We start from the raw sequence: 18301 nt of genomic DNA on the forward strand, positions 1-18301 counted from the left end.
CCATGCAAGGCGTCAAGGGAATTGTTAATGCTGCCCGCGCGCCGATGCACCCGTCAATAGAGATCAAACCTCAGGAAGCGGCACTCAAGGGGACCGTTGAAGAGGACGATCCGCCGGGATGCCCTGAGCCCCACTGCCTTGGCCAACTCGGTCCCGCCGGTGAGAAGCCAGGCGGTATAGCCGGCGCAGCGCTGTTTCAGAACGTCGCCGATCTGGCGGTAGAGGCCCCGAAGCTCTTCCTCTTCGCCGAGCCGCCGGCCATAAGGCGGGTTAAAGAGGATAACGCCGGGAGCGGGAGGTGGTGCCAGATCCCGCATATCACCGGATGTAAAGGTGATGTGCTGTTCGACTCCAGCCCGCCGGGCATTGGCTGCGGCGATCGCAAGAAGGTCGGTCTGCTGGTCGCTCCCCAGGAGAGGGGCCGGCAGTGACGTGCGCTCCCCCTGGCGGGCCTCGGTTACAAGACGGCGCCAGAGTGAAGAGTCGAAGCCGGGCCAGTGCTGGAACCCGAAACGCTCCCGGATGAGGCCGGGCGCCCGGTTGAGAGCCTTGAGGGCCGCCTCCACGAGGATGGTGCCCGAGCCGCACATGGGGTCCAGGAGGGGAACGGTGCCGTCCCAGCCTGTAATCTCCACAAGGGCGGCGGCAAGGGTTTCCCGCAGCGGGGCCTCCCCCGCATCAGTCCGGTAGCCGCGCCGATCCAGACTGGCCCCGGAACTGTCGAGGCTCACGGTGCAGACGTTGCGGGCCAGATGAACATGAACCCCCAGGTCCGGCTGCCTCGGGTTCACGTTGGGCCGCCTGCCGTGGCGGTCGCGGATGGTGTCGACGATGGCGTCCTTGGCCTTGAGGGCCACGAACCCCGAATGGGTCAGGACCGAATCGCGAAGAGTGCATTCTACTGCCAGGGTCATGTCGGGGGTAAGCCAGTCGTTCCACTGGATGGAGCGGACACCGTCGTACAGCCGCTGGGGTGAATCACAGGGGAACTGGGCAAGCGGCACGAGGATGCGGCTCGCGGTCCGCAACCAGAGATTGGCCCGGTAGCAGGCGGCAAGGTCGCCCGTGAAACGCACCCCTCCGCGCTCGATGGCCACCCCGCGGAAACCGAGGCTGCGCATCTCGGCGGCCAGGACGTCCTCGACCCCCTTGGCAGTGGTGGCGAAGAAGGCGTGCTCGCCCGAAAGGGGAGTGACTGCGGTACGTTTGCGTACAATGACCGACGACATGAATTACTCCAGACAGGATTTGATACCGGCAAGCCCTTCAAGAGCGCCGCATGCGAGAGAAATATGGGGGGCGCCGATCTGAGCCTCCCGGGGATTGATCCGGATTGCCACGGCCTGGTGGAGGGAGCCGACTTCCTCGGTCAGGTAGCGGATTGTGGGAATTGCCGTTCCCGCCCCCAGCTCCACCACCACCGCGCGCCGGCCTCGGGCATCAGCCAGGAACTCGTCGAAGTTCCGCTGCTGCCGGGCGGTCCGTCCGTTGATCCAGCCATAGTCCCCGAACATGAGGATGTTGGGCCGCGCCACGCCACCGCAGTGGATGCAGCGGGGAACGTGACCCGCCCGCATGGTCGACTCGTCAACGGGAATGGTTTCCCGGTTCTCCCAGATGGCCATGGTGCACGGCGTGGCGCACTGGAGATGATGAATGGAGCCGTGCACTTCCAGAATACGGTCTTCGGCAAACCCGGCCTGCTGGAACTGGCCGTCCACGTTGGAGGTCACCACGAAATGGTCGAGACCGTAGCGTTCGATCCATGCCCTGAGGATTCCGAACCCGGCGTGGGGGACCGTGGCGCGGTAGAGATTGGTCCGATGGCCGTAGAATCCCCAGCCAAAGGCCGGATCCCTCTCGAAGTGAGCCGGGTTGGCAGCGCCGACAAAGGTGATGCCGAGCCGTTCATAGGGCGGATACGCCTTCCAGAAACCGCTATCACCCCGAAAGTCGGGCAGCCCCGAATCAACGCCCATGCCGGCCCCTGCCGTGATGACCAGCACTTCGGCCCGCTGCAGCGCTTCGGCAGCACGCAGGAATCGCTCACGCAGTTCCATGGATCACCTCCCGCGACACCCAGTTGCCCCGAACCTCAGATGGCCACCCGCACGAGGACGGGATCGAGCAGGCGGCACGCCTCGCGGGGGTCGAGTCCCACCAGATAGCCGCGCTTGCCGCCATTGATATATATCCTCGGCAGGCCGAGTATCGTCTCCTCCATATAGACCGGCATGGCATGCCGCGTACCAAAGGGCGAAGTCCCTCCTACCTGGTAGCCCGAATGCCGGTTTGCCGTGTCGGGGGAGCAGGGAGACACACTTTTGACACCCATGACCCGCGCCAGTTCCTTGGTGGAGACCTGCCGGTCGCCGTGCATCAGGACGATGAGCGGCCGTTTCGCCTCGTCTTCCATGATAAGCGTTTTCACCACGCAATGTTCGTCCACGTCGAGCTCCCGGGCGGAGACGGCTGTTCCGCCTTTTTCCTCATAGGCATACACGTGGTCCGTAAACGTTATACCTGCGGCCCGTAGTTGACGTATGGCCGGAGTAACCGGCGCCTTGTCCTTGGCCATTAAAGCCTCCCCGGTGCCGCCGGCCAGGGCCGGGCGGCTCGGCACAAAAACAGCGAGGCCGCGTCGGGTCTGACCGGCGCGGCCTCTGGTTTTTCCGGCACAGGCCGGCTACTCCACGAAGCTGCGAAGTTTTTTGGCCCGGCTCGGATGGCGGAGCTTGCGCAGGGCCTTGGCCTCGATCTGGCGAATCCGCTCCCGGGTCACCTCGAAGTCCTGCCCCACCTCCTCGAGGGTATGATCACTCTTCTCGCCGATGCCGAAACGCATCCGCAGAACCTTTTCCTCCCGGGGGGTAAGGGTGGCCAGCACGCGGGCGGTCTGTTCCGAAAGGTTGGCCTTGATGACCGCCTCCAGAGGCGAAACCACGCCCTTGTCCTCAATGAAATCCCCCAAGTGCGAATCTTCCTCTTCCCCGATGGGAGTTTCGAGGGAAATGGGCTCCTTGGCGATCTTGAGAACCTTGCGTACCTTGTCGAGGGGGAGATTCATCCGTTCGGCGATCTCCTCCGGCGACGGCTCGCGACCGATCTCCTGCACCAGTTGACGGCTGGTCCGGATCAGCTTGTTGATGGTCTCGATCATATGGACCGGAATCCTGATGGTGCGGGCCTGGTCGGCGATGGCCCGGGTAATGGCCTGCCGAATCCACCAGGTGGCATAGGTGGAAAACTTGTAGCCGCGCTGGTACTCGAACTTGTCCACGGCCTTCATGAGGCCGATGTTCCCCTCCTGAATCAGATCGAGGAACTGGAGGCCCCGGTTGGTGTACTTCTTGGCAATGGAGACCACGAGCCGCAGGTTCGCCTCCACCAGCTCCGACTTGGCCAGCTTCGACTTGGCTTCGCCCCGATCGATGGCCCTGAGGGCGTCGGAAAGCTCGCGGGCCTTGAATCCCGACTCATCCTCCACCTTCTTCAGCTTCTTCTCTGCGGAGCGCAACCTTTTCTCGTGCTTCTGGGCATCCTCCAGGGAAAGCTTGACCCCCTTCCCCACCGCTCCGCTGGCAGCGATCTCCTTGAGGATATCGGCGGAAATCCCCGCCTCCTTCTCGATGGCAACGATCTCGGCCATAATGGTATCCACTTTGGCCGACAATTCCTTGAGCCGTTGGGCGATCTTGGCGATGTGGCGATCCTTGAGGCGAAGCGCGGCAACCATCTCGGCGAGCTTCTCCTTCAACTCCTGGCGTCCAGCGGTCAGCTCCTCGCGGCGGGAGTCGGCAAGGCCTTCCTCATCCAGTTCGGCGTTCAGGGCGACCAAGCGGACATCGACGGCCGCAATCTCCTCCACCTGGGCGAGGAGTCGGGTCTTCTGCACATCCTCCTCGTCCTCCTCCAACTCCTCTTCCTCCACCTCTTTGCTGATCTCGGCGGCGCTGACCTGTCCCTTGAGGAGCTTGTCGCCGAGCGAAATAACCTCTTTTACCGTGATGGGGGTATTGAGGATAACGCCGGCGATATCCCGCTCCCCTTCCTCGATCCGTTTGGCGATTTCCACTTCCCCCTCACGGGTGAGCAGTGACACCGAGCCCATCTCGCGCAGATACATGCGCACCGGATCGCTTGTCCTGCCCAGAGCGCCCGGTTCGTACTCGAAATCTTCCTGCTCCCCCTCAACCTCTTCCTCTTCCTCCAGGTCGAGTTTCATCTTGGGGATTTTTACCTTCTGGGCCGAATCAACGATGTCAATATCCATCTCACCGAACATGCTCATCACGTCGTCGATCTGCTCGGATGAAATATCCGGGGGAAGAAGGTCGTTTACCTCGTCATAGGTGAGGAACCCCTTCTCCTTTCCCAGGTCGATGAGCTGCTTGACTTCGTCCGTGCTTTTCTTGGCCATCAAGTTCACCTCATTGCACACATGGTCTCTTTAAGATAACTGCGATTTCCTGTTTCGCAAGGCCTCTATCTCAGCGAGCAGTTCCCGGTACCGGGGGGTGTCCGGATCAGCCGCGGCCAGCTCTCTGGCCAGCTCCTTGAGCCGTTTGAGGCCACCCCGCTCCAGGGCCTGGCGGCACTGGTCAAAGGCCTTATGAACATCAACGTCCACAAGATGCTCGTCGTTGACGAGGAACGCCGCGATGCGTCCCTTTTCCTCAGGGGATGCAACCAGTTCGAGAAGCTCCCCCCAGTCGATCTCCGCCCGCCGACTGTGCCGCTCAAGTATGGCATCGGCAACGGGAGCAAGCTCGGGGCGGAAAAGCCCCGCGGCCTCACCGCGGCGGACCCGGTCCGCCACTTCACCGGATCGCGCCATGAGGGCAAGCAGCATCTCCTCGGGTCCCGCGCCGCGGGGCCGGCGCTCCGCTGGCGGGCGGAGGAGCGGGGCAGGGCGCGCTCCGGCGGTTCCACCCGGCGTGCGCAGCAGGGAACGGACATCAATGCCCAGAACCCGCGCGATCTCCTTCACGTAAAGTTCCCGCTCGATGGGATTGACGAGCTTTGCCAGGCGAGGCGCCAGTTCGTCCGCCACCTTCACCTTTCCCTCCACCGTGCCCGCATTCACCTGCCCGAGCAGGTCGCGGAAGAGGAAGTCAAAGGCCGGCCGCGCCTTGGCGAGCCGTGCCCGAAAGGCGTCCGCCCCTTCCTTCTTGACGAAACTGTCCGGGTCTTCCCCCTGGGTCAACTCCACCACGTGGGCCGGGAAGTTCTCCGCGAGAAAGAGGTCGATCGCCCGCACGGTCGCCTTGCGCCCGGCACTATCCGCGTCGAACAGGGTGTAGGCTTTCCCGGCGTAGCGCCGCAGAAGCTTCACGTGACCTTCGGTCAGGGCCGTGCCGCAGGTGGCGACCACGTTCCGTACCCCGGCCTGATAGAGGGCGAGATGGTCGAAATACCCCTCAACGACAATGGCGCTGCCCTGCTCCCGCAGGGCGCCTTTTGCCAGGTGGACGCCGAAGAGCACATCGCTCTTGTGATAGATGGGCGACTCGGGCGAGTTAATGTATTTGGGCAGCGAGTCGTCCAGGACTCTGCCGCCAAATCCGATCGTGCGTCCGTGAATATCGGCAATTGCAAACAGGAGACGGTTGCGGAAGATGTCGAAGTAGCCGCCCCCCTCGCGCCGCCGCACGAGCCCCAGCCGCTCCGCCAGCTCCATGGAAACCTTGCGGTGCTGCAGGTGCCGTGAGAGATAATCCCACCGGTCCGGCGCGAACCCGAGACGGTACGCCTCGGACGTCTCCCGGTCCACACCGCGCGCTTCAAGGTAGCGGCGAGCCGTGCCGGCCTCTTCGCTTCGTTCCAGGGACTCGCGATAGAGCCTGGCAGCCAGGTCCATGATCCCGTAGAGCTCTTCGCGTTCGTCCTGCCGCCGTTTCTCTGCCGCGGTAACGGGACGGTCCGCGATTTCGACGCCGACCCGCTTGCCCAGGAACTTGACCGCTTCGGGAAACGACAGCCCCTCCATCTTCATGACAAAGGTGATGGCATTCCCGCCAACGCCGCAACCGAAACAGTGAAAGATCCCCCGGGCCGGATTCACGTTGAAGGAGGGGGTCTTCTCGCCGTGGAACGGACAGAGTCCCTGGTAATTGGCACCCGATTTCCGGAGGCTCACATAATCCGAGACCACCTCAAGAATCGGCGCTCGCTCGCGGATCTCCCTGATCTTATCGTCGGGGATGTTTGACATCTTTAGCCCGTAGTTGCGGGGTCTGAGCTTCCGATCCGCGGCTTCCGCGCCACCCCTCGGCCATCCCTTTGCCGGCATCGATGAAGGCCCGCGCCGTCACCGACCGGGCAAGCCATGCCCGGAGCCCCGCCGGCACAGGCGGCGCGCTGGCCAGGTAGAGAATGATACAGATGAGAAATGCACCTTCAAGCAGGCCAAACACGGCACCGCCAACCCGGTTCACCCCTCCGAGCAGCGTAATCGACATAACCACGGTGAGAAAATGGCCAAGGAGGTAAAAGAGAAGGGCAGCCCCCAGAAAAATGACGACAAACGCCACGGCGGACGAGATGCGGACGGGCAGGTGAATCATTGTGGCAATAACCCCGCCGACGGCGGGGTGGAAGGAGAATGCCGCCCATCCTCCAACCACAAATCCGAGCAGGGAGCACACCTCGCGGACGAGCCCCTTGAGAACCCCCTTGACGGCAAATGCCAGTACTACGCCCCAGAGCAGGATGTCGAGAAGGCCCATGTCATGCACCTGATTGGAATCAAAAGAAGAAGGGGCAATTCAGAGAATCGCCCCCAGGGTCTGATCGCGGAACTCAGAGACCGGAAAACGTTCGTCTAGGCAAGTTGTTCCTTGACGATGGCACTGACCAGCGATCCGTCAGCCCTGCCGGCCACGTGGGGCATGAGTGCCTTCATTACCCGTCCCATGTCTTTGACACTCTGGGCGCCGGTCTCTGTAATGACCGAGGCCACCAGCCCCTTGATCTCTTCCCGGGTGAGCTGTTGGGGAAGAAAGCCGAGCAGTACCCGAAGCTCCCGCTCCTCTTTTTCCACCAGATCGGTACGTCCGGCCTCGCCGAACATGCGGATCGATTCCCGGCGTTGCTTGACGAGGGATGAAACGACTTCTGTCACTTCTTGTTCGGAGAGTTCGCGCCGCGCCTCGATCTCGCGGTTTTTCACCGAAGAGCGAACGAGACGGATGGCGGACAGGCGAACCTCGTCCCTGGCCTTCATGGCCTCCTTCATCTCCTCGTTCAGGCGGTCCCTCAACATGGCAACTCCCCGGCTCACAACTCCATATCCGGCGCTGAAAGCGGCAAACGGACGCCCCACAATCCGGAGGCGTCCGTAACATCGCTCCATGCCGCATGGGCATACACGTAACGGCCTCAGCGCTAGTCCATCATCTTGCGCTGTTTTTTCATCGCACGCTTGCGCGCGGCAATGGCCTTTTTCTTTCTCTTGATACTCGGCTTCTCATAGTGCTCGCGCTTGCGGACCTCGGAGAGGATTCCCGCCTTTTCGCACTGCTTCTTGAACTTCTTCAGCGCGAGCTCGAATGATTCAGTTTCCTTGACCTTTACTCCCGGCATCCATGTTCCCCTCCCTCCTCTATGTAAATTCGCTGCAAATCTGAGCTGATAGAGTCAGACGACGAGCCGGTGAAATTTTTGCGAGAAGAGACATAATAACAGCGGAAGCGTCAATGTCAAGTTTTTATTCGAAGATCAAAGCACTATCGCCCGTTTCTGTTCGCCTTTTCAACGTGCCCGGAGGTGCCGAAACGGCGGCGGAGCTCATCGTACACATCCCTCGGGGCTATGTCGTAGTGGCCGAGAAGAATCAGGGTGTGAAAGAACAGATCGGCGGTCTCGTAAATGATTTCCTCCCGAATCCCCCCCTTGCCGGCAATAATGACTTCCGTCGCCTCTTCACCGATCTTCTTGAGGATCTTATCGATCCCCTTGTGAAGGAGTGACGCCGTATAGGAGCTCTCGGGCAAGGCGCCTTTCCGGTCGAGAATCACCTCGTAGACTGCCTGCAGGATGTCGTCGCGCTCGCTCATGGCCGGATTGGAACCCCCCGTTGGCGGAGATACTCCTTGGCCTCGCCAATGGTGTACTCCTTGTAGTGAAAGATGGATGCGGCAAGACAGGCACTGGCCCCTGCCTTGACGAAGCCGTCGTACAGATGCTCCAGGTTTCCCACCCCGCCGGAGGCGATGACCGGAATGGAGACCGCATCGACGATGGTGCGGGTCAGGGGGATATCGTAGCCGTCCTTGGTGCCGTCCCGGTCCATGCTGGTGAGGAGGATCTCGCCGGCACCGTACCCTTCCATCCGCCGGGCCCACTCCGACGCGTCGATGCCGGTGGGGTTGCGGCCACCGTGGGTGTAGACCTCCCAACGATTCTCGCCGGGAACCTGTCGGGCGTCGATGGCAACCACGGTGCACTGGGAACCGAAGCGCTCCGCAGCCTCTCGCACGAATTCTGGCCGGTGGACCGCGGCCGTGTTGATGGAGACCTTGTCGGCTCCGGCGTTGAGGAGATTGCGGATATCGTCCACAGTCCGCACTCCGCCCCCCACGGTGAGGGGCATGAAGACCCGCTCGGCGGTGCGGCGCACTACGTCGATGATGATGCTTCGCTCGTCGGATGAGGCGGTGATGTCGAGGAACGTGAGTTCATCGGCACCCTGGCGGTCATAGGCCTCCGCGATCTCCACCGGGTCGCCCGCGTCCCGCAGTTCCAGGAACTGGACCCCCTTGACGACCCGGCCGCCCTTCACGTCCAGGCACGGGATGATCCGCTTGGTCAGCATCTCAGGCGCCTCCCCGCTTCGTGAGCGTCACCGCCTCGGCCAGATTGATGGCCCCGGTGTAGACCGCCTTGCCGGTGATGACTCCGGCGATACCGCTCGCCTCGATGGCCATCAGGTTCTCGATATCCTTCAGGGACGACACCCCTCCGGAGGCGATGACCGGGATCGAGACCGCCTCGGCCAGAGCCCTGGTTGCCTCGATGTTCGGCCCCTGCATCATACCGTCCCGGGCGATGTCGGTGTAGATGATGGCGGCCACGCCGTAGCCCTCGAACCGCTGGGCCAGATCCACCGCCGTGACGCCGGTGACCTCGGCCCACCCCTGGACCGCGACCATGCCGTTTTTGGCATCGATCCCCACCACGATCCGACCGGGGAAGAGACGGCAGGCATCCTCCACCAGTTCGGGGTTCCGCTGGGCCGCAGTGCCGAGGATCACCCGGCCGATGCCGAGGGAAAGGTATGCCTCGATGGTGGGGATGTCCCGGATGCCGCCCCCCAACTGGGTGGGGATGGCAATGGCCTTGGCAATGGCCTCGATGGAGGCGCGGTTCTTGGGTTCGCCGGCAAAGGCGCCGTCCAGGTCGACAATGTGGAGCAACTCCGCCCCCTGGCGCACCCACTCCCGGGCCTGGTCGGCGGGGCTGTCGCAGAAAACGGTATCCTTCTCCATGAGCCCCTGTTCGAGGCGGACGCACTTTCCTTCCTTAAGGTCGATGGCGGGGATGACGATCATTCACTGAACCTTTCACCGTAGAGGCACGGAGACACGAAAAAAGGCCTATCAGGAGGATTACTCCGCTCCTCCGTGTCTCCGTGGTGGACTTTATGCTTTTGAACGCGCGAAATTTTCCAAAATGTGCACACCCACCGTCTGGGACTTCTCGGGGTGGAACTGGGTGGCGACGATGTTGTCCTTCCAGACGGCGGCGCAGAACTCGACGCCATAGGTACAGGTGGCGGCGATCACGCTCGTGTCGTCGGGCAGTACATAGTAGGAGTGAACGAAATAGACGTTGGCCCCGTCCTCCACCTCGGCAAAGGCCGGTGGACGGCGTTTGATGGAGAGCTGGTTCCATCCCATGTGGGGGACCTTGAGCTCCTCGCCTCCTTCGCGCATCCCTTCGGGAAAGCGGAGCACGTGCCCCGGAACGACGTTCAGCCCTTGGCAGAGGCCGAATTCCACGCTGTCGCTGAAGAGGAGTTGCATCCCGACACAGATGCCGAGGAAGGGGCGCCCGTCCCGAACCACCTTGAGGATCGGCTCCACGAACCCACCCTGTTCCAGATTGCGCATGCAGTCCCGGAAGGCGCCCACGCCGGGCAGGACGATCCTTTCCGCCTCCAGGACCACCTTCGGGTCGGCAGTAACAACCGCCTCGAAGCCCACCTTCTCGAACCCCTTCTGGACCGACCGGAGGTTTCCCATGCCGTAATCGATGATTGCGATCTTAGTCATAAAGGCCCTTTGCCATAAAGGTCACAGAGAAAACGCCGTACCGATCGGTACCTGGAGTTTTGTTCCGCCACTTAGATGAATTAGATAGATAGGGCGCTTCCCTGTGCCCCCTGTGGCAGAACGATCTAAAGCTTGCCCTTCGTTGACATGACCCCCTGAATCCGGGAGTCCACCTGGGTCGCCTGGTCCATGGCCCGGGCAAAGGCCTTGAAACACGCCTCGACGATGTGGTGGACATTGTCGCCGTACATGACGTTCAGATGGATCGTGGCACCCAGGTTATTAACCACGGCCTGGAAAAATTCCCGCACCAGTTCCACGTCGAACTCGCCAATCTTCACTTTGGGAAGTGACACGTGGTAGACGAGGTAGGGACGCCCCGAGATGTCCACCGTCACGCTGGCAAGGGTTTCGTCCATGGGGACCGTGGCCTGGCCGTAGCGCCGGACTCCTTTTTTATCGCCCAGAGACTCTTTCAACGCTTGGCCGAGGACGATACCGATATCCTCCACCGTATGGTGAAAGTCGATATCGATGTCCCCCGTGGCGTCCACCTGAAGGTTGAAGAATCCGTGACGGGCAAAGAGGTCGAGCATGTGATCGAGAAACGGCACCGAGGTGCAGACCTTCGCCTCGCCCGTGCCGTCTACATCAAGGGAGAGCTTGATCTGGGTTTCCTTGGTGACTCGTTCGATGGCAGCTTTCCGGGACATGAAACCCTCCTTGTGGGATCGAAGTTAGCCAATCTCTTTCAGAGCGGCGAGGGTCGCCTCCATCTCCTCCCACGTGCCGATGGAAATCCTCATGCCATGGGCCAGGAGCGGGTCGGAGAAGTGGCGGACCAGGATCTTGCGGGCATAGAGGCCGTCGTAGACCCGTTTGCCGTTGCGGTCCGGCGGTGCGGCAAACACGAAGTTCCCCTGGGAGGGGATCACACCGTAGCCGAGCGCCCGGAGTTCAGCGGAAAACCACTCGCGGGTCTCGCGGATCAGGCGGGTGCACCCGGCAAAGTATGCCCGGTCCCGCAGGGAGGCCACGCAGGCGGCCTGGGCGAGACGGTCCAGGTTATAGTGATCGCGGATCTTGTCCAGGGCAGCAATCACCGCCGGACGGGCCACGGCGAAGCCGAGCCGCATGCCGGCCAGGGAGTAGCTCTTGGACAGGGTGCGGGTCACGACCACGTTCTCGTGCCGCCGAACCAGATCCAGGGCATCGCCGTCGGCAAAATCGGCATAGGCCTCGTCCACCACCAGGACCCCGGTGCAGCGGGTCGCCAGCTCCTCGACGTAAGCAAGGGGAAAGGCGAAGCCCAGCGGCGAATTGGGGGTGGTCAGGAAGAAGAGCCTTCCCTCGTAGCGGCCGGGAAAACCGGCAATGCGAAGGTCATCCGTGAGGCCGAAGGTCCGTACCCGTGCCCCCTGGATTTCGGCCAGGGTCGCGTAGTAGGAGTAGGAGGGATGCACGTAGCCGACCTCCTCCCCCTCGCCGGCAAAGGCCCGGATCAGGTTGTTGAGAACCTCGTCGGAGCCGTTGGCCATGATGACCCAGGCGGGATCGAAGCCGAACAGCTCGCCCACGGTCTCCCGCAGCACCTGGCTCGACGCGCTGGGATAGGTGCGCAGGAGCGCCCCGTCGTCCCCCAGCTCCGCCAGAATCGCCTTCACCACCTCGGGCGACGGCGGATAGGGGTTCTCGTTGGTGTTCAGCTTGATCCACGACGCCACGTCCGGGGGCTGATAGCCGGGCACGTAGCCTGCCATTGCGGCGATATTTGAGCGAAAGGGAAGCATGGCGTGCTCCTGTCGTTTCTCGTTATTTCAGGCGGATGCTCACTGACCTGCCGTGGGCCTCCAGACCTTCCAGTTCGGCGATCCTGACGATGTCGCGGCCCAGACGGTTCAACCCCGCCTCGCTGAAGTAGACGATGGAGGATTTCTTCACGAAATCGTCCACCGACAGGGGGGAGAAGAAACGAGCCGTGCCTCCGGTGGGCAGCGTATGGTTCGGGCCGGCCAGATAGTCGCCGGCCGCCTCGGGGGTGAAGTGGCCGAGGAAGATGGCACCGGCGTTTTTGATCCGCGGCAGGATCTCGAAGGGATTTGCCACGGCCAGTTCCAGGTGCTCCGGGGCGATCCGGTTCGAGAAGGCGATGGCCTCGTCCAGGCTCCCGGCCACGATGACGGCGCCGTAGGTCTCCCACGACGTGCGGGCGATGGTCTCCCGGGAGAGCTGCGCCACCTGCCGTTCCACCTCCGCCGCCACCTGCTCGCCGAAACCGCGGTCGGTGGTAATGAGGATGGATGAGGCGAGTTCGTCGTGCTCCGCCTGGGAAAGGAGGTCGGCGGCGATGTGGGCCGGGGTGCCGCTCCCGTCGTTGATGACGAGGATCTCGCTGGGGCCGGCGATCATATCGATCCCCGCCTGGCCGAAGACCAGTTTCTTGGCCGTGGCCACGTAGATGTTTCCCGGGCCGGTGATCTTGTCCACCCGGGGCACCGTGGCGGTGCCGTAAGCCAGAGCGGCCACCGCCTGGGCACCGCCCAGCCGGAAGATCCGGTCAACGCCGGAGAGCCGCGCCGCCACCAGAACGTGTGGGTTGATCTCTCCGCCGGGGGTCGGGGCCACCATGACGATCTCGCCGACGCCGGCCACCCGGGCCGGAACCGCATTCATGATGACGCTGGAAGGATAGCTCGCCTTGCCGCCGGGAACGTAGATCCCGACCCGCTCCAGGGGCGTCACCATCTGGCCGAGAAGGATGTCGGGCTCGGCGGTGGAGAGCCAGGTTTCCTGCTTCTGCTTCTCGTGGAAGCGGGCCACCCGCTCAACCGCCAGCTTGAGGGCGGCAACCTCCTCGTCCTTCACCTTGGCAAAGGCGTACTCGATCTCGTCCTCGGTCACCTGGAGAGCCGCAACGGAAGCGACCTCCAGCCGGTCGAAGCGCCGGGTGTACTCCAGGAGCGCCTCGTCTCCCCGTGCGCGGACATCGGCGATGATGTCGAGAACCACCTGCTCCACCTCGCGGCCGGTCTCCTCCCCCCGGGCGAGGATGGCGGCGAATTCCGCGTCAAAGTTCGTATCCCTGATGTCGAGGAATTTCATACGTGCTTCTCCAGCCCTTCGATGATCCCGGTAATCCGGGGATGCTTGGTCTTGAGGCTCGCCCGGTTGACGATGAGGCGCGTGGTGATCTCGGCGATGGTCTCAACCTCCACCAGGCCGTTCTGGCGCAGGGTCTCGCCGGTGGACACCAGGTCCACGATCCGCTCGGAAAGCCCGACCAGCGGAGCCAGCTCGATGGACCCGTAGAGCTTGATGATCTCCACCTGAACCCCCTTGCGGGCGAAATACTTCTCCGTCACGTTGGGATACTTGGTGGCGATCCGGATGTTGGTCCAACTGGAGGGGTCGTCGTCCAGGGCAAGTCCCGCCGGTTCGGCCACCATCATCCGGCAGTAGCCGAACTTCAGGTCCAGGGGCTCATAGAGGTCCTTTTCCTGCTCCATGAGAGTGTCCTTGCCGACGATGCCGAGGTCGGCGCAGCCGTACTCCACATACGTGGGGACATCGGTGGCCCGGACGATCATGTACCGCATCCGCTGCTCGTGATTTTCGAAGATGAGCTTTCGGGTGTTGGAGAGGAGCTCGTCGCAGTGGATTCCGATCTTGCCGAAGAGGGCTACCGAATCTTCCAGAATCCGCCCTTTGGGGATGGCGATGGTTATGTAGTCGGTCATAGCACGTCAGGGACCGGGGACCAGGGACCGGGGACCAGAAACGGCACCCTCTCCCCCTGCCGCCGGGTCACTCCTTTACACGTTGGATATCGGCACCGAGGCCGGCCAGTTTCTTTTCGATGGACTCGTATCCCCGGTCCAGGTGGTAGATACGGGAGATCTCGGTGGTATTGTCGGATGCCAGACCGGCAAGGATGAGCGATGCCGAGGCCCGGAGGTCCGTGGCCATGACCGGCGCGCCGGACAGCTTCTTCACCCCTTTCACGGTGGCGGTGTTCCCCTCAACCGTGATGTCGGCGCCGAAGCGCAGCAGCTCCGAGACGTGCATGAAGCGGTTCTCGAAGATGTTCTCGCTGATGACGCTCGCTCCGTCGGCCACGCACATGAGGGCCATGAACTGGGCCTGCATGTCGGTGGGGAAACCGGGATAGGGGCGGGTCTTGATGTTCACGGCCTTGGGACGGCGTGGCCCCTTCACCCGCACCACGTTATCACGATTGGTGATCTCCACGCCGGCATCCTGAAGTTTGAACACGAGCGCATCCAGGTGCTCCAGCTTCATGTTGCGGATCTTGATGTCGCCACCGGTGATGGCCGCCGCCACCATGAACGTGCCCGCTTCGATCCGGTCCGGCATGACGTCGTGGGCAACCGGCGCCAGCTCCTTCACCCCGGTGATCCGGACGGTGTCGGTGCCGGCACCGTCGATCCTTGCCCCCATCTTGATCAGGATCTCGGCCAGATCGATGATCTCGGGCTCCCGGGCGGCGTTTTCCAGAACCGTCTCTCCTGTGGCCAGGGCCGCCGCCATCATCAACTGCTCAGTGCCGCCCACGGTGGAAATGTCGAAGTTGATGCGGGCACCCTTGAGCTTTTTCGCCTTGGCCTCCACGTAGCCGTGCTCCAGCCGGATGTCGGCACCCAGGGCGGCAAGCCCCTTGAGGTGGAGGTTGATGGGACGGGCGCCGATGGCGCAGCCCCCGGGAAGGGAGACCCGTGCCCGGCCATGGCGAGCCAGCAGCGGCCCCAATACCAGTACCGACGCCCGCATGGTCTTCACGAGATCATAGGTGGCCTCCACGTTGTTCACGTGGGTCGTGTCGATCCGGACGATGTTGCCGTTTCCTTCCACCACGGCGCCCAGGGACTCCAGGACCTTGATGGTGGTATTGATGTCGCGCAGGAAAGGAACGTTACGGATCTCGTTGAGACCGGGGGCGAGGATGGTGGAGACGAAAATGGGGAGAGCCGCGTTCTTGGAGCCACTGACCGAGACCTCTCCGGTCAGTTTCTTTCCCCCTTTGATGATCAGCTTGTCCAATGGAATGCCTCTGTCGTGATAGTGTGTCGTGGCCGGGTCTGGCGCGAAAACCGGCCTACCCGATCCTTCCGCCGACCACCCGGTCGATGCCGGCGGGGTCTTGAGCGGTAAAACAGTCGCTGAAGCCGGCACGGGCGAACATGCCGAGCACTGCCTCCGCCTGGCCGATGCCCAGTTCGACCATGAGCCAGCCACCGGGATTCAGGTGCGCCGGGGCGGCCGGTACGATGAGCCGGTAGAAATCGAGGCCGTCGGCTCCTCCATCCAGTGCGGCACGGGGTTCGTACTCCCGAACCTCCGGCTGAAGCGCCTCCAGGTCGGCGGTGGGAATATAGGGGGGATTGGAGACGATCAGATCGAACCGCTGGTCCCCAAAGGGCTCGAACAGGGAGCCCTCGAAGAGGGTCACCCGCGCGCCGTGCCGTTCCACGTTCCGTTGGGCCAGGGCGAGGGCGCCGGGAGACTGCTCGACCCCCCACACCTGGGCGTGGGGAAGGTGCCTGGCCAGGGCCACGGCAATGCAGCCGCTGCCCACACCGATATCGAGCACCGTCGCGACGTGGGGGGCACGGCGGTGCGCCTCCTCCACGATCACCTCGGTGTCGTGCCGGGGGATGAGAACCGCCGGCGTCACGGCGAAATCGAGGCCGCAGAACTCCTGGGTGCCGAGGATGTACTGGAGCGGCTCCCGCTTGGCCCGGCGCGCCACGAGCCCGCGGCAGGCGGCAAGCTCCTCCGGGTTCAGGGGTTTGTCGAAATTGACGTAGAGCCCCACCCGATCGAGCCCCAGGGCGGCACTCAGGAGCCATTCGGTTTCCAGGCGAGCATTCTCGACCCCCTTTTCAGCCAGGTAGCCCCTGGTCCAGTCGAGAACCTTGCGAATCGTCCAGATTTCAGGCTTTTCCGCCATCTGCCGCCTCCGCTGTCCGGGCGGATCAGGCCGCTTCGGCCTGGGCCTTCAGGGCCTCCATCTGATAATGAGTCCGGAGCGCATCCACCACCTCGGCGATGTCTCCTTCCATGAGAGAGTCGAGGCGGTAGAGGGTGAGACCGATCCGGTGATCGGTCATCCGGCCCTGGGGGAAGTTGTAGGTACGGATCCGCTCGCTCCGGTCGCCGCTTCCCACCTGCTGTTTCCGGTCCGCGGCGATCCGTGCGTTCTGCTCCTGATGGAGACCGTCGAGGATCTTGGTCTTCAGTACCTTCATAGCCTTGGCCCGGTTCTTGATCTGGCTCCGTTCGTCCTGGCACTCCACCACGATCCCGGTGGGGATGTGGGTGATCCGGACCGCTGATTCGGTCTTGTTGACGTGCTGCCCGCCGGCCCCGGAGGCCCGGTAGACGTCGATCTTGAGATCGGCCGGGTTGATGTCCACCTCGATATCTTCGGCCTCGGGCAGAACCGCAACGGTGCAGGCGCTCGTGTGGATGCGCCCCTGAGCCTCGGTCTCCGGCACCCGTTGTACCCGGTGGGTCCCCGATTCGTACTTGAGCTTGGCAAATACCCCCTGCCCCTCGATGAGGGCCACGATCTCCTTGAAGCCCCCCCGCTCCGACTCCGAGGCGGACATGACCTCTACCTTCCAGCGGTTGCGCTCGGCAAAGCGGGAATACATCCGGAACAGGTCGCCCGCAAAGAGGGCCGATTCGTCACCGCCGGTGCCGGCGCGGATTTCCAGGATGACGTTGCGGTCGTCGTTTGGGTCCCTGGGCAGGAGAAGGAGCTTGATTTCCCCTTCAAGCTCCTCCTGCCGCCGCTCCAGCTCCTCCAGCTCGGCCTGGGCCATTTCCTTCATCTCAGGATCGGTCAGCAGCTCCCGGTTTCCCTCCATCTCCTCCAGCACCTTTTTGTACGTGCGATAGGACTCGATGAGCGGCGTCAGGTCGTTATGCTCCCGGGACAGCCTCCGGAATTCGGGCTGATTGCCGAGCACCGCGGGGTCGGCCAGCAACGATTCGAGTTCATGGTAACGTACTTCCAGCTCTTCTATCTTGTCGAACATTCACTGCGTCCTTTGTTGATTACACCACCAGACGATCATCCCGGTAGCCGTCGTTCACTTCCAGGGCCTCGGTCATAGAGCGGATCGCCACCTCAACCTGGCTGTCGTCGGGTTCGCGCGTGGTGAGTCGCTGAAGCGCGAGGCCCGGGGCGATAATGAGCTTCACCAGTGGGTTCTGGTCATTTTTTGCGCTCCACTTGAGAAACTCGTAGGAAACCCCGGCGATGACAGGCAGCAGCACCACCCGGGCGCCTGCCTTCATCCAGAAGGGCCAGAGCTTGGGAATGAGCGAGAAGATGACGATGCTCACCAGCATGACGATGAGCAGAAAGCTCGTTCCGCACCGGGGGTGGAGGCGGCTGTATTTCTGCACCGTAGCCGCCGTCAGCTCATCGCCGGCCTCGAAGGCGTAGATGGTTTTGTGCTCGGCCCCGTGATACTGAAACACTCGCTCGATATCGCTCATGCGGGAGATGGAGACGATATAGAGGAGAAACACCACAACCCGGATGACACCGTCCACCAGGTTGAAAACGATATTGGACGAGCCGATGACCGGCACCAGAAGCTTGGTGAGATAGAGGGGCAGCACGAAAAAGAGCAGGATGCCGAAGCCGAGGGCAACCGCCATGGTTCCCCCCAGGGCCCAGGACGAAATCTCCTCCTTCTCCCCCTCTTCCTCCGCAATGGCCTCGTTGGCCGAGAAATTGAGCGCCTTGAGCCCCATGGCCAGCGAGGTAAAGAGCGCCACCGCCCCTCGGAGGACCGGCAACTTGACAACGGGATACCGTTCAGAGAGAGGGGGGACCTCCTCCCGCTTGACGGCAATATCGCCGCCCGGCCGGCGCACGGCAATGGCCATGGACCGGGGAGCACGCATCATCACCCCTTCCAGCACGGCCTGCCCACCCACGTTGATCCGCTCGGCAACCAGGAGCATCTGCACCAGAAGCATTCTCAGCCGTT

The 18301-nt window shown here is 62.7% G+C and carries 20 protein-coding genes; all 20 read right to left on the reverse strand.

Annotated elements, in window-relative coordinates; translation table 11 throughout:
* Positions 1-53: 53 nt before the first annotated feature.
* The 20 genes from AC6CDK_RS04505 to AC6CDK_RS04600 all read right to left on the reverse strand — a co-directional run bounded on the left by AC6CDK_RS04505 (position 54) and on the right by AC6CDK_RS04600 (position 18275).
* A complete protein-coding gene (locus AC6CDK_RS04505) occupies positions 54-1229 on the reverse strand; it encodes a THUMP domain-containing class I SAM-dependent RNA methyltransferase (protein ID WP_192905376.1) in 1176 nt (391 codons plus the stop codon).
* Between the two features lie 3 nt (positions 1230-1232).
* Entirely contained in the window at positions 1233-2060 is an 828-nt protein-coding gene (locus tag AC6CDK_RS04510) for an SIR2 family NAD-dependent protein deacylase (RefSeq protein WP_192905377.1), read from the reverse strand.
* Between the two features lie 35 nt (positions 2061-2095).
* Positions 2096-2578: a Cys-tRNA(Pro) deacylase gene (ybaK, locus tag AC6CDK_RS04515; protein WP_039646861.1), complete on the reverse strand. Its 483-nt coding sequence runs from the start codon at positions 2576-2578 to the stop codon at positions 2096-2098.
* A gap of 108 nt (positions 2579-2686) precedes the next feature.
* On the reverse strand, positions 2687-4420 hold the full coding sequence (rpoD, locus tag AC6CDK_RS04520) for an RNA polymerase sigma factor RpoD (protein WP_039646863.1): 1734 nt from the start codon (positions 4418-4420) through the stop codon (positions 2687-2689).
* A gap of 30 nt (positions 4421-4450) precedes the next feature.
* Entirely contained in the window at positions 4451-6214 is a 1764-nt protein-coding gene (dnaG, locus tag AC6CDK_RS04525) for a DNA primase (protein ID WP_039646865.1), read from the reverse strand.
* Entirely contained in the window at positions 6192-6728 is a 537-nt protein-coding gene (locus AC6CDK_RS04530) for a CvpA family protein (RefSeq protein WP_039646868.1), read from the reverse strand. The genes dnaG and AC6CDK_RS04530 overlap by 23 nt, the downstream gene beginning before the upstream one ends.
* A 95-nt stretch (positions 6729-6823) precedes the next feature.
* Complete coding sequence (locus tag AC6CDK_RS04535) at positions 6824-7264, reverse strand: GatB/YqeY domain-containing protein (RefSeq protein ID WP_039646870.1); 441 nt, start codon at positions 7262-7264, stop codon at positions 6824-6826.
* Positions 7265-7386: 122 nt separating this feature from the next.
* Positions 7387-7584: a 30S ribosomal protein S21 gene (gene rpsU, locus AC6CDK_RS04540; RefSeq protein ID WP_010943714.1), complete on the reverse strand. Its 198-nt coding sequence runs from the start codon at positions 7582-7584 to the stop codon at positions 7387-7389.
* Positions 7585-7727: 143 nt separating this feature from the next.
* A complete protein-coding gene (locus AC6CDK_RS04545; RefSeq protein WP_039646872.1) occupies positions 7728-8057 on the reverse strand; it encodes a phosphoribosyl-ATP diphosphatase in 330 nt (109 codons plus the stop codon).
* A complete protein-coding gene (hisF, locus tag AC6CDK_RS04550) occupies positions 8054-8815 on the reverse strand; it encodes an imidazole glycerol phosphate synthase subunit HisF (RefSeq protein WP_039646874.1) in 762 nt (253 codons plus the stop codon). The genes AC6CDK_RS04545 and hisF overlap by 4 nt, the downstream gene beginning before the upstream one ends.
* A 1-nt stretch (position 8816) precedes the next feature.
* A complete protein-coding gene (hisA, locus tag AC6CDK_RS04555) occupies positions 8817-9551 on the reverse strand; it encodes a 1-(5-phosphoribosyl)-5-[(5-phosphoribosylamino)methylideneamino]imidazole-4-carboxamide isomerase (protein WP_192905378.1) in 735 nt (244 codons plus the stop codon).
* Between the two features lie 90 nt (positions 9552-9641).
* Positions 9642-10274 carry an imidazole glycerol phosphate synthase subunit HisH gene (gene hisH / locus AC6CDK_RS04560; RefSeq protein WP_066358044.1) on the reverse strand — a complete coding sequence of 211 codons (633 nt, stop codon included), beginning with the start codon at positions 10272-10274 and terminating at the stop codon, positions 9642-9644.
* A gap of 125 nt (positions 10275-10399) precedes the next feature.
* Complete coding sequence (gene hisB, locus AC6CDK_RS04565) at positions 10400-10987, reverse strand: imidazoleglycerol-phosphate dehydratase HisB (RefSeq protein ID WP_039646880.1); 588 nt, start codon at positions 10985-10987, stop codon at positions 10400-10402.
* 24 nt (positions 10988-11011) lie between these two features.
* Positions 11012-12064 (reverse strand): histidinol-phosphate transaminase, encoded by a 1053-nt coding sequence (hisC, locus tag AC6CDK_RS04570; protein ID WP_192905379.1) that lies wholly within the window; start codon positions 12062-12064, stop codon positions 11012-11014.
* A 22-nt stretch (positions 12065-12086) separates the two neighbouring features.
* A complete protein-coding gene (gene hisD / locus AC6CDK_RS04575) occupies positions 12087-13376 on the reverse strand; it encodes a histidinol dehydrogenase (RefSeq protein WP_039646883.1) in 1290 nt (429 codons plus the stop codon).
* Positions 13373-14011 carry an ATP phosphoribosyltransferase gene (gene hisG / locus AC6CDK_RS04580; RefSeq protein ID WP_039646885.1) on the reverse strand — a complete coding sequence of 213 codons (639 nt, stop codon included), beginning with the start codon at positions 14009-14011 and terminating at the stop codon, positions 13373-13375. The genes hisD and hisG overlap by 4 nt, the downstream gene beginning before the upstream one ends.
* A gap of 67 nt (positions 14012-14078) precedes the next feature.
* Positions 14079-15332, reverse strand: coding sequence for a UDP-N-acetylglucosamine 1-carboxyvinyltransferase (murA, locus tag AC6CDK_RS04585; protein ID WP_039646887.1), 1254 nt, complete (start codon positions 15330-15332; stop codon positions 14079-14081).
* 55 nt (positions 15333-15387) lie between these two features.
* Positions 15388-16242, reverse strand: a complete 855-nt coding sequence (gene prmC / locus AC6CDK_RS04590) for a peptide chain release factor N(5)-glutamine methyltransferase (protein WP_039646889.1) — start codon at positions 16240-16242, stop codon at positions 15388-15390.
* Between the two features lie 25 nt (positions 16243-16267).
* On the reverse strand, positions 16268-17335 hold the full coding sequence (gene prfA, locus AC6CDK_RS04595) for a peptide chain release factor 1 (protein WP_039646890.1): 1068 nt from the start codon (positions 17333-17335) through the stop codon (positions 16268-16270).
* 19 nt (positions 17336-17354) lie between these two features.
* On the reverse strand, positions 17355-18275 hold the full coding sequence (locus AC6CDK_RS04600; protein WP_496639745.1) for a DUF1385 domain-containing protein: 921 nt from the start codon (positions 18273-18275) through the stop codon (positions 17355-17357).
* Positions 18276-18301 lie beyond the last annotated feature (26 nt).

Source organism: Geobacter sp. PheSNFMC, assembly GCF_059620965.1.

What these genes read in the sequence shown, in the direction of transcription:
- AC6CDK_RS04505 (WP_192905376.1), bottom strand. Translation starts at nt 1,229, where the DNA reads ATGTCGTCGGTCATTGTACGCAAACGTACCGCAGTCACTCCCCTTTCG.
- AC6CDK_RS04510 (WP_192905377.1), bottom strand. Translation starts at nt 2,060, where the DNA reads ATGGAACTGCGTGAGCGATTCCTGCGTGCTGCCGAAGCGCTGCAGCGG.
- ybaK (WP_039646861.1), bottom strand. Translation starts at nt 2,578, where the DNA reads ATGGCCAAGGACAAGGCGCCGGTTACTCCGGCCATACGTCAACTACGG.
- rpoD (WP_039646863.1), bottom strand. Translation starts at nt 4,420, where the DNA reads ATGGCCAAGAAAAGCACGGACGAAGTCAAGCAGCTCATCGACCTGGGA.
- dnaG (WP_039646865.1), bottom strand. Translation starts at nt 6,214, where the DNA reads ATGTCAAACATCCCCGACGATAAGATCAGGGAGATCCGCGAGCGAGCG.
- AC6CDK_RS04530 (WP_039646868.1), bottom strand. Translation starts at nt 6,728, where the DNA reads ATGGGCCTTCTCGACATCCTGCTCTGGGGCGTAGTACTGGCATTTGCC.
- AC6CDK_RS04535 (WP_039646870.1), bottom strand. Translation starts at nt 7,264, where the DNA reads ATGTTGAGGGACCGCCTGAACGAGGAGATGAAGGAGGCCATGAAGGCC.
- rpsU (WP_010943714.1), bottom strand. Translation starts at nt 7,584, where the DNA reads ATGCCGGGAGTAAAGGTCAAGGAAACTGAATCATTCGAGCTCGCGCTG.
- AC6CDK_RS04545 (WP_039646872.1), bottom strand. Translation starts at nt 8,057, where the DNA reads ATGAGCGAGCGCGACGACATCCTGCAGGCAGTCTACGAGGTGATTCTC.
- hisF (WP_039646874.1), bottom strand. Translation starts at nt 8,815, where the DNA reads ATGCTGACCAAGCGGATCATCCCGTGCCTGGACGTGAAGGGCGGCCGG.
- hisA (WP_192905378.1), bottom strand. Translation starts at nt 9,551, where the DNA reads ATGATCGTCATCCCCGCCATCGACCTTAAGGAAGGAAAGTGCGTCCGC.
- hisH (WP_066358044.1), bottom strand. Translation starts at nt 10,274, where the DNA reads ATGACTAAGATCGCAATCATCGATTACGGCATGGGAAACCTCCGGTCG.
- hisB (WP_039646880.1), bottom strand. Translation starts at nt 10,987, where the DNA reads ATGTCCCGGAAAGCTGCCATCGAACGAGTCACCAAGGAAACCCAGATC.
- hisC (WP_192905379.1), bottom strand. Translation starts at nt 12,064, where the DNA reads ATGCTTCCCTTTCGCTCAAATATCGCCGCAATGGCAGGCTACGTGCCC.
- hisD (WP_039646883.1), bottom strand. Translation starts at nt 13,376, where the DNA reads ATGAAATTCCTCGACATCAGGGATACGAACTTTGACGCGGAATTCGCC.
- hisG (WP_039646885.1), bottom strand. Translation starts at nt 14,011, where the DNA reads ATGACCGACTACATAACCATCGCCATCCCCAAAGGGCGGATTCTGGAA.
- prmC (WP_039646889.1), bottom strand. Translation starts at nt 16,242, where the DNA reads ATGGCGGAAAAGCCTGAAATCTGGACGATTCGCAAGGTTCTCGACTGG.
- prfA (WP_039646890.1), bottom strand. Translation starts at nt 17,335, where the DNA reads ATGTTCGACAAGATAGAAGAGCTGGAAGTACGTTACCATGAACTCGAA.
- AC6CDK_RS04600 (WP_496639745.1), bottom strand. Translation starts at nt 18,275, where the DNA reads ATGCTCCTGGTTGCCGAGCGGATCAACGTGGGTGGGCAGGCCGTGCTG.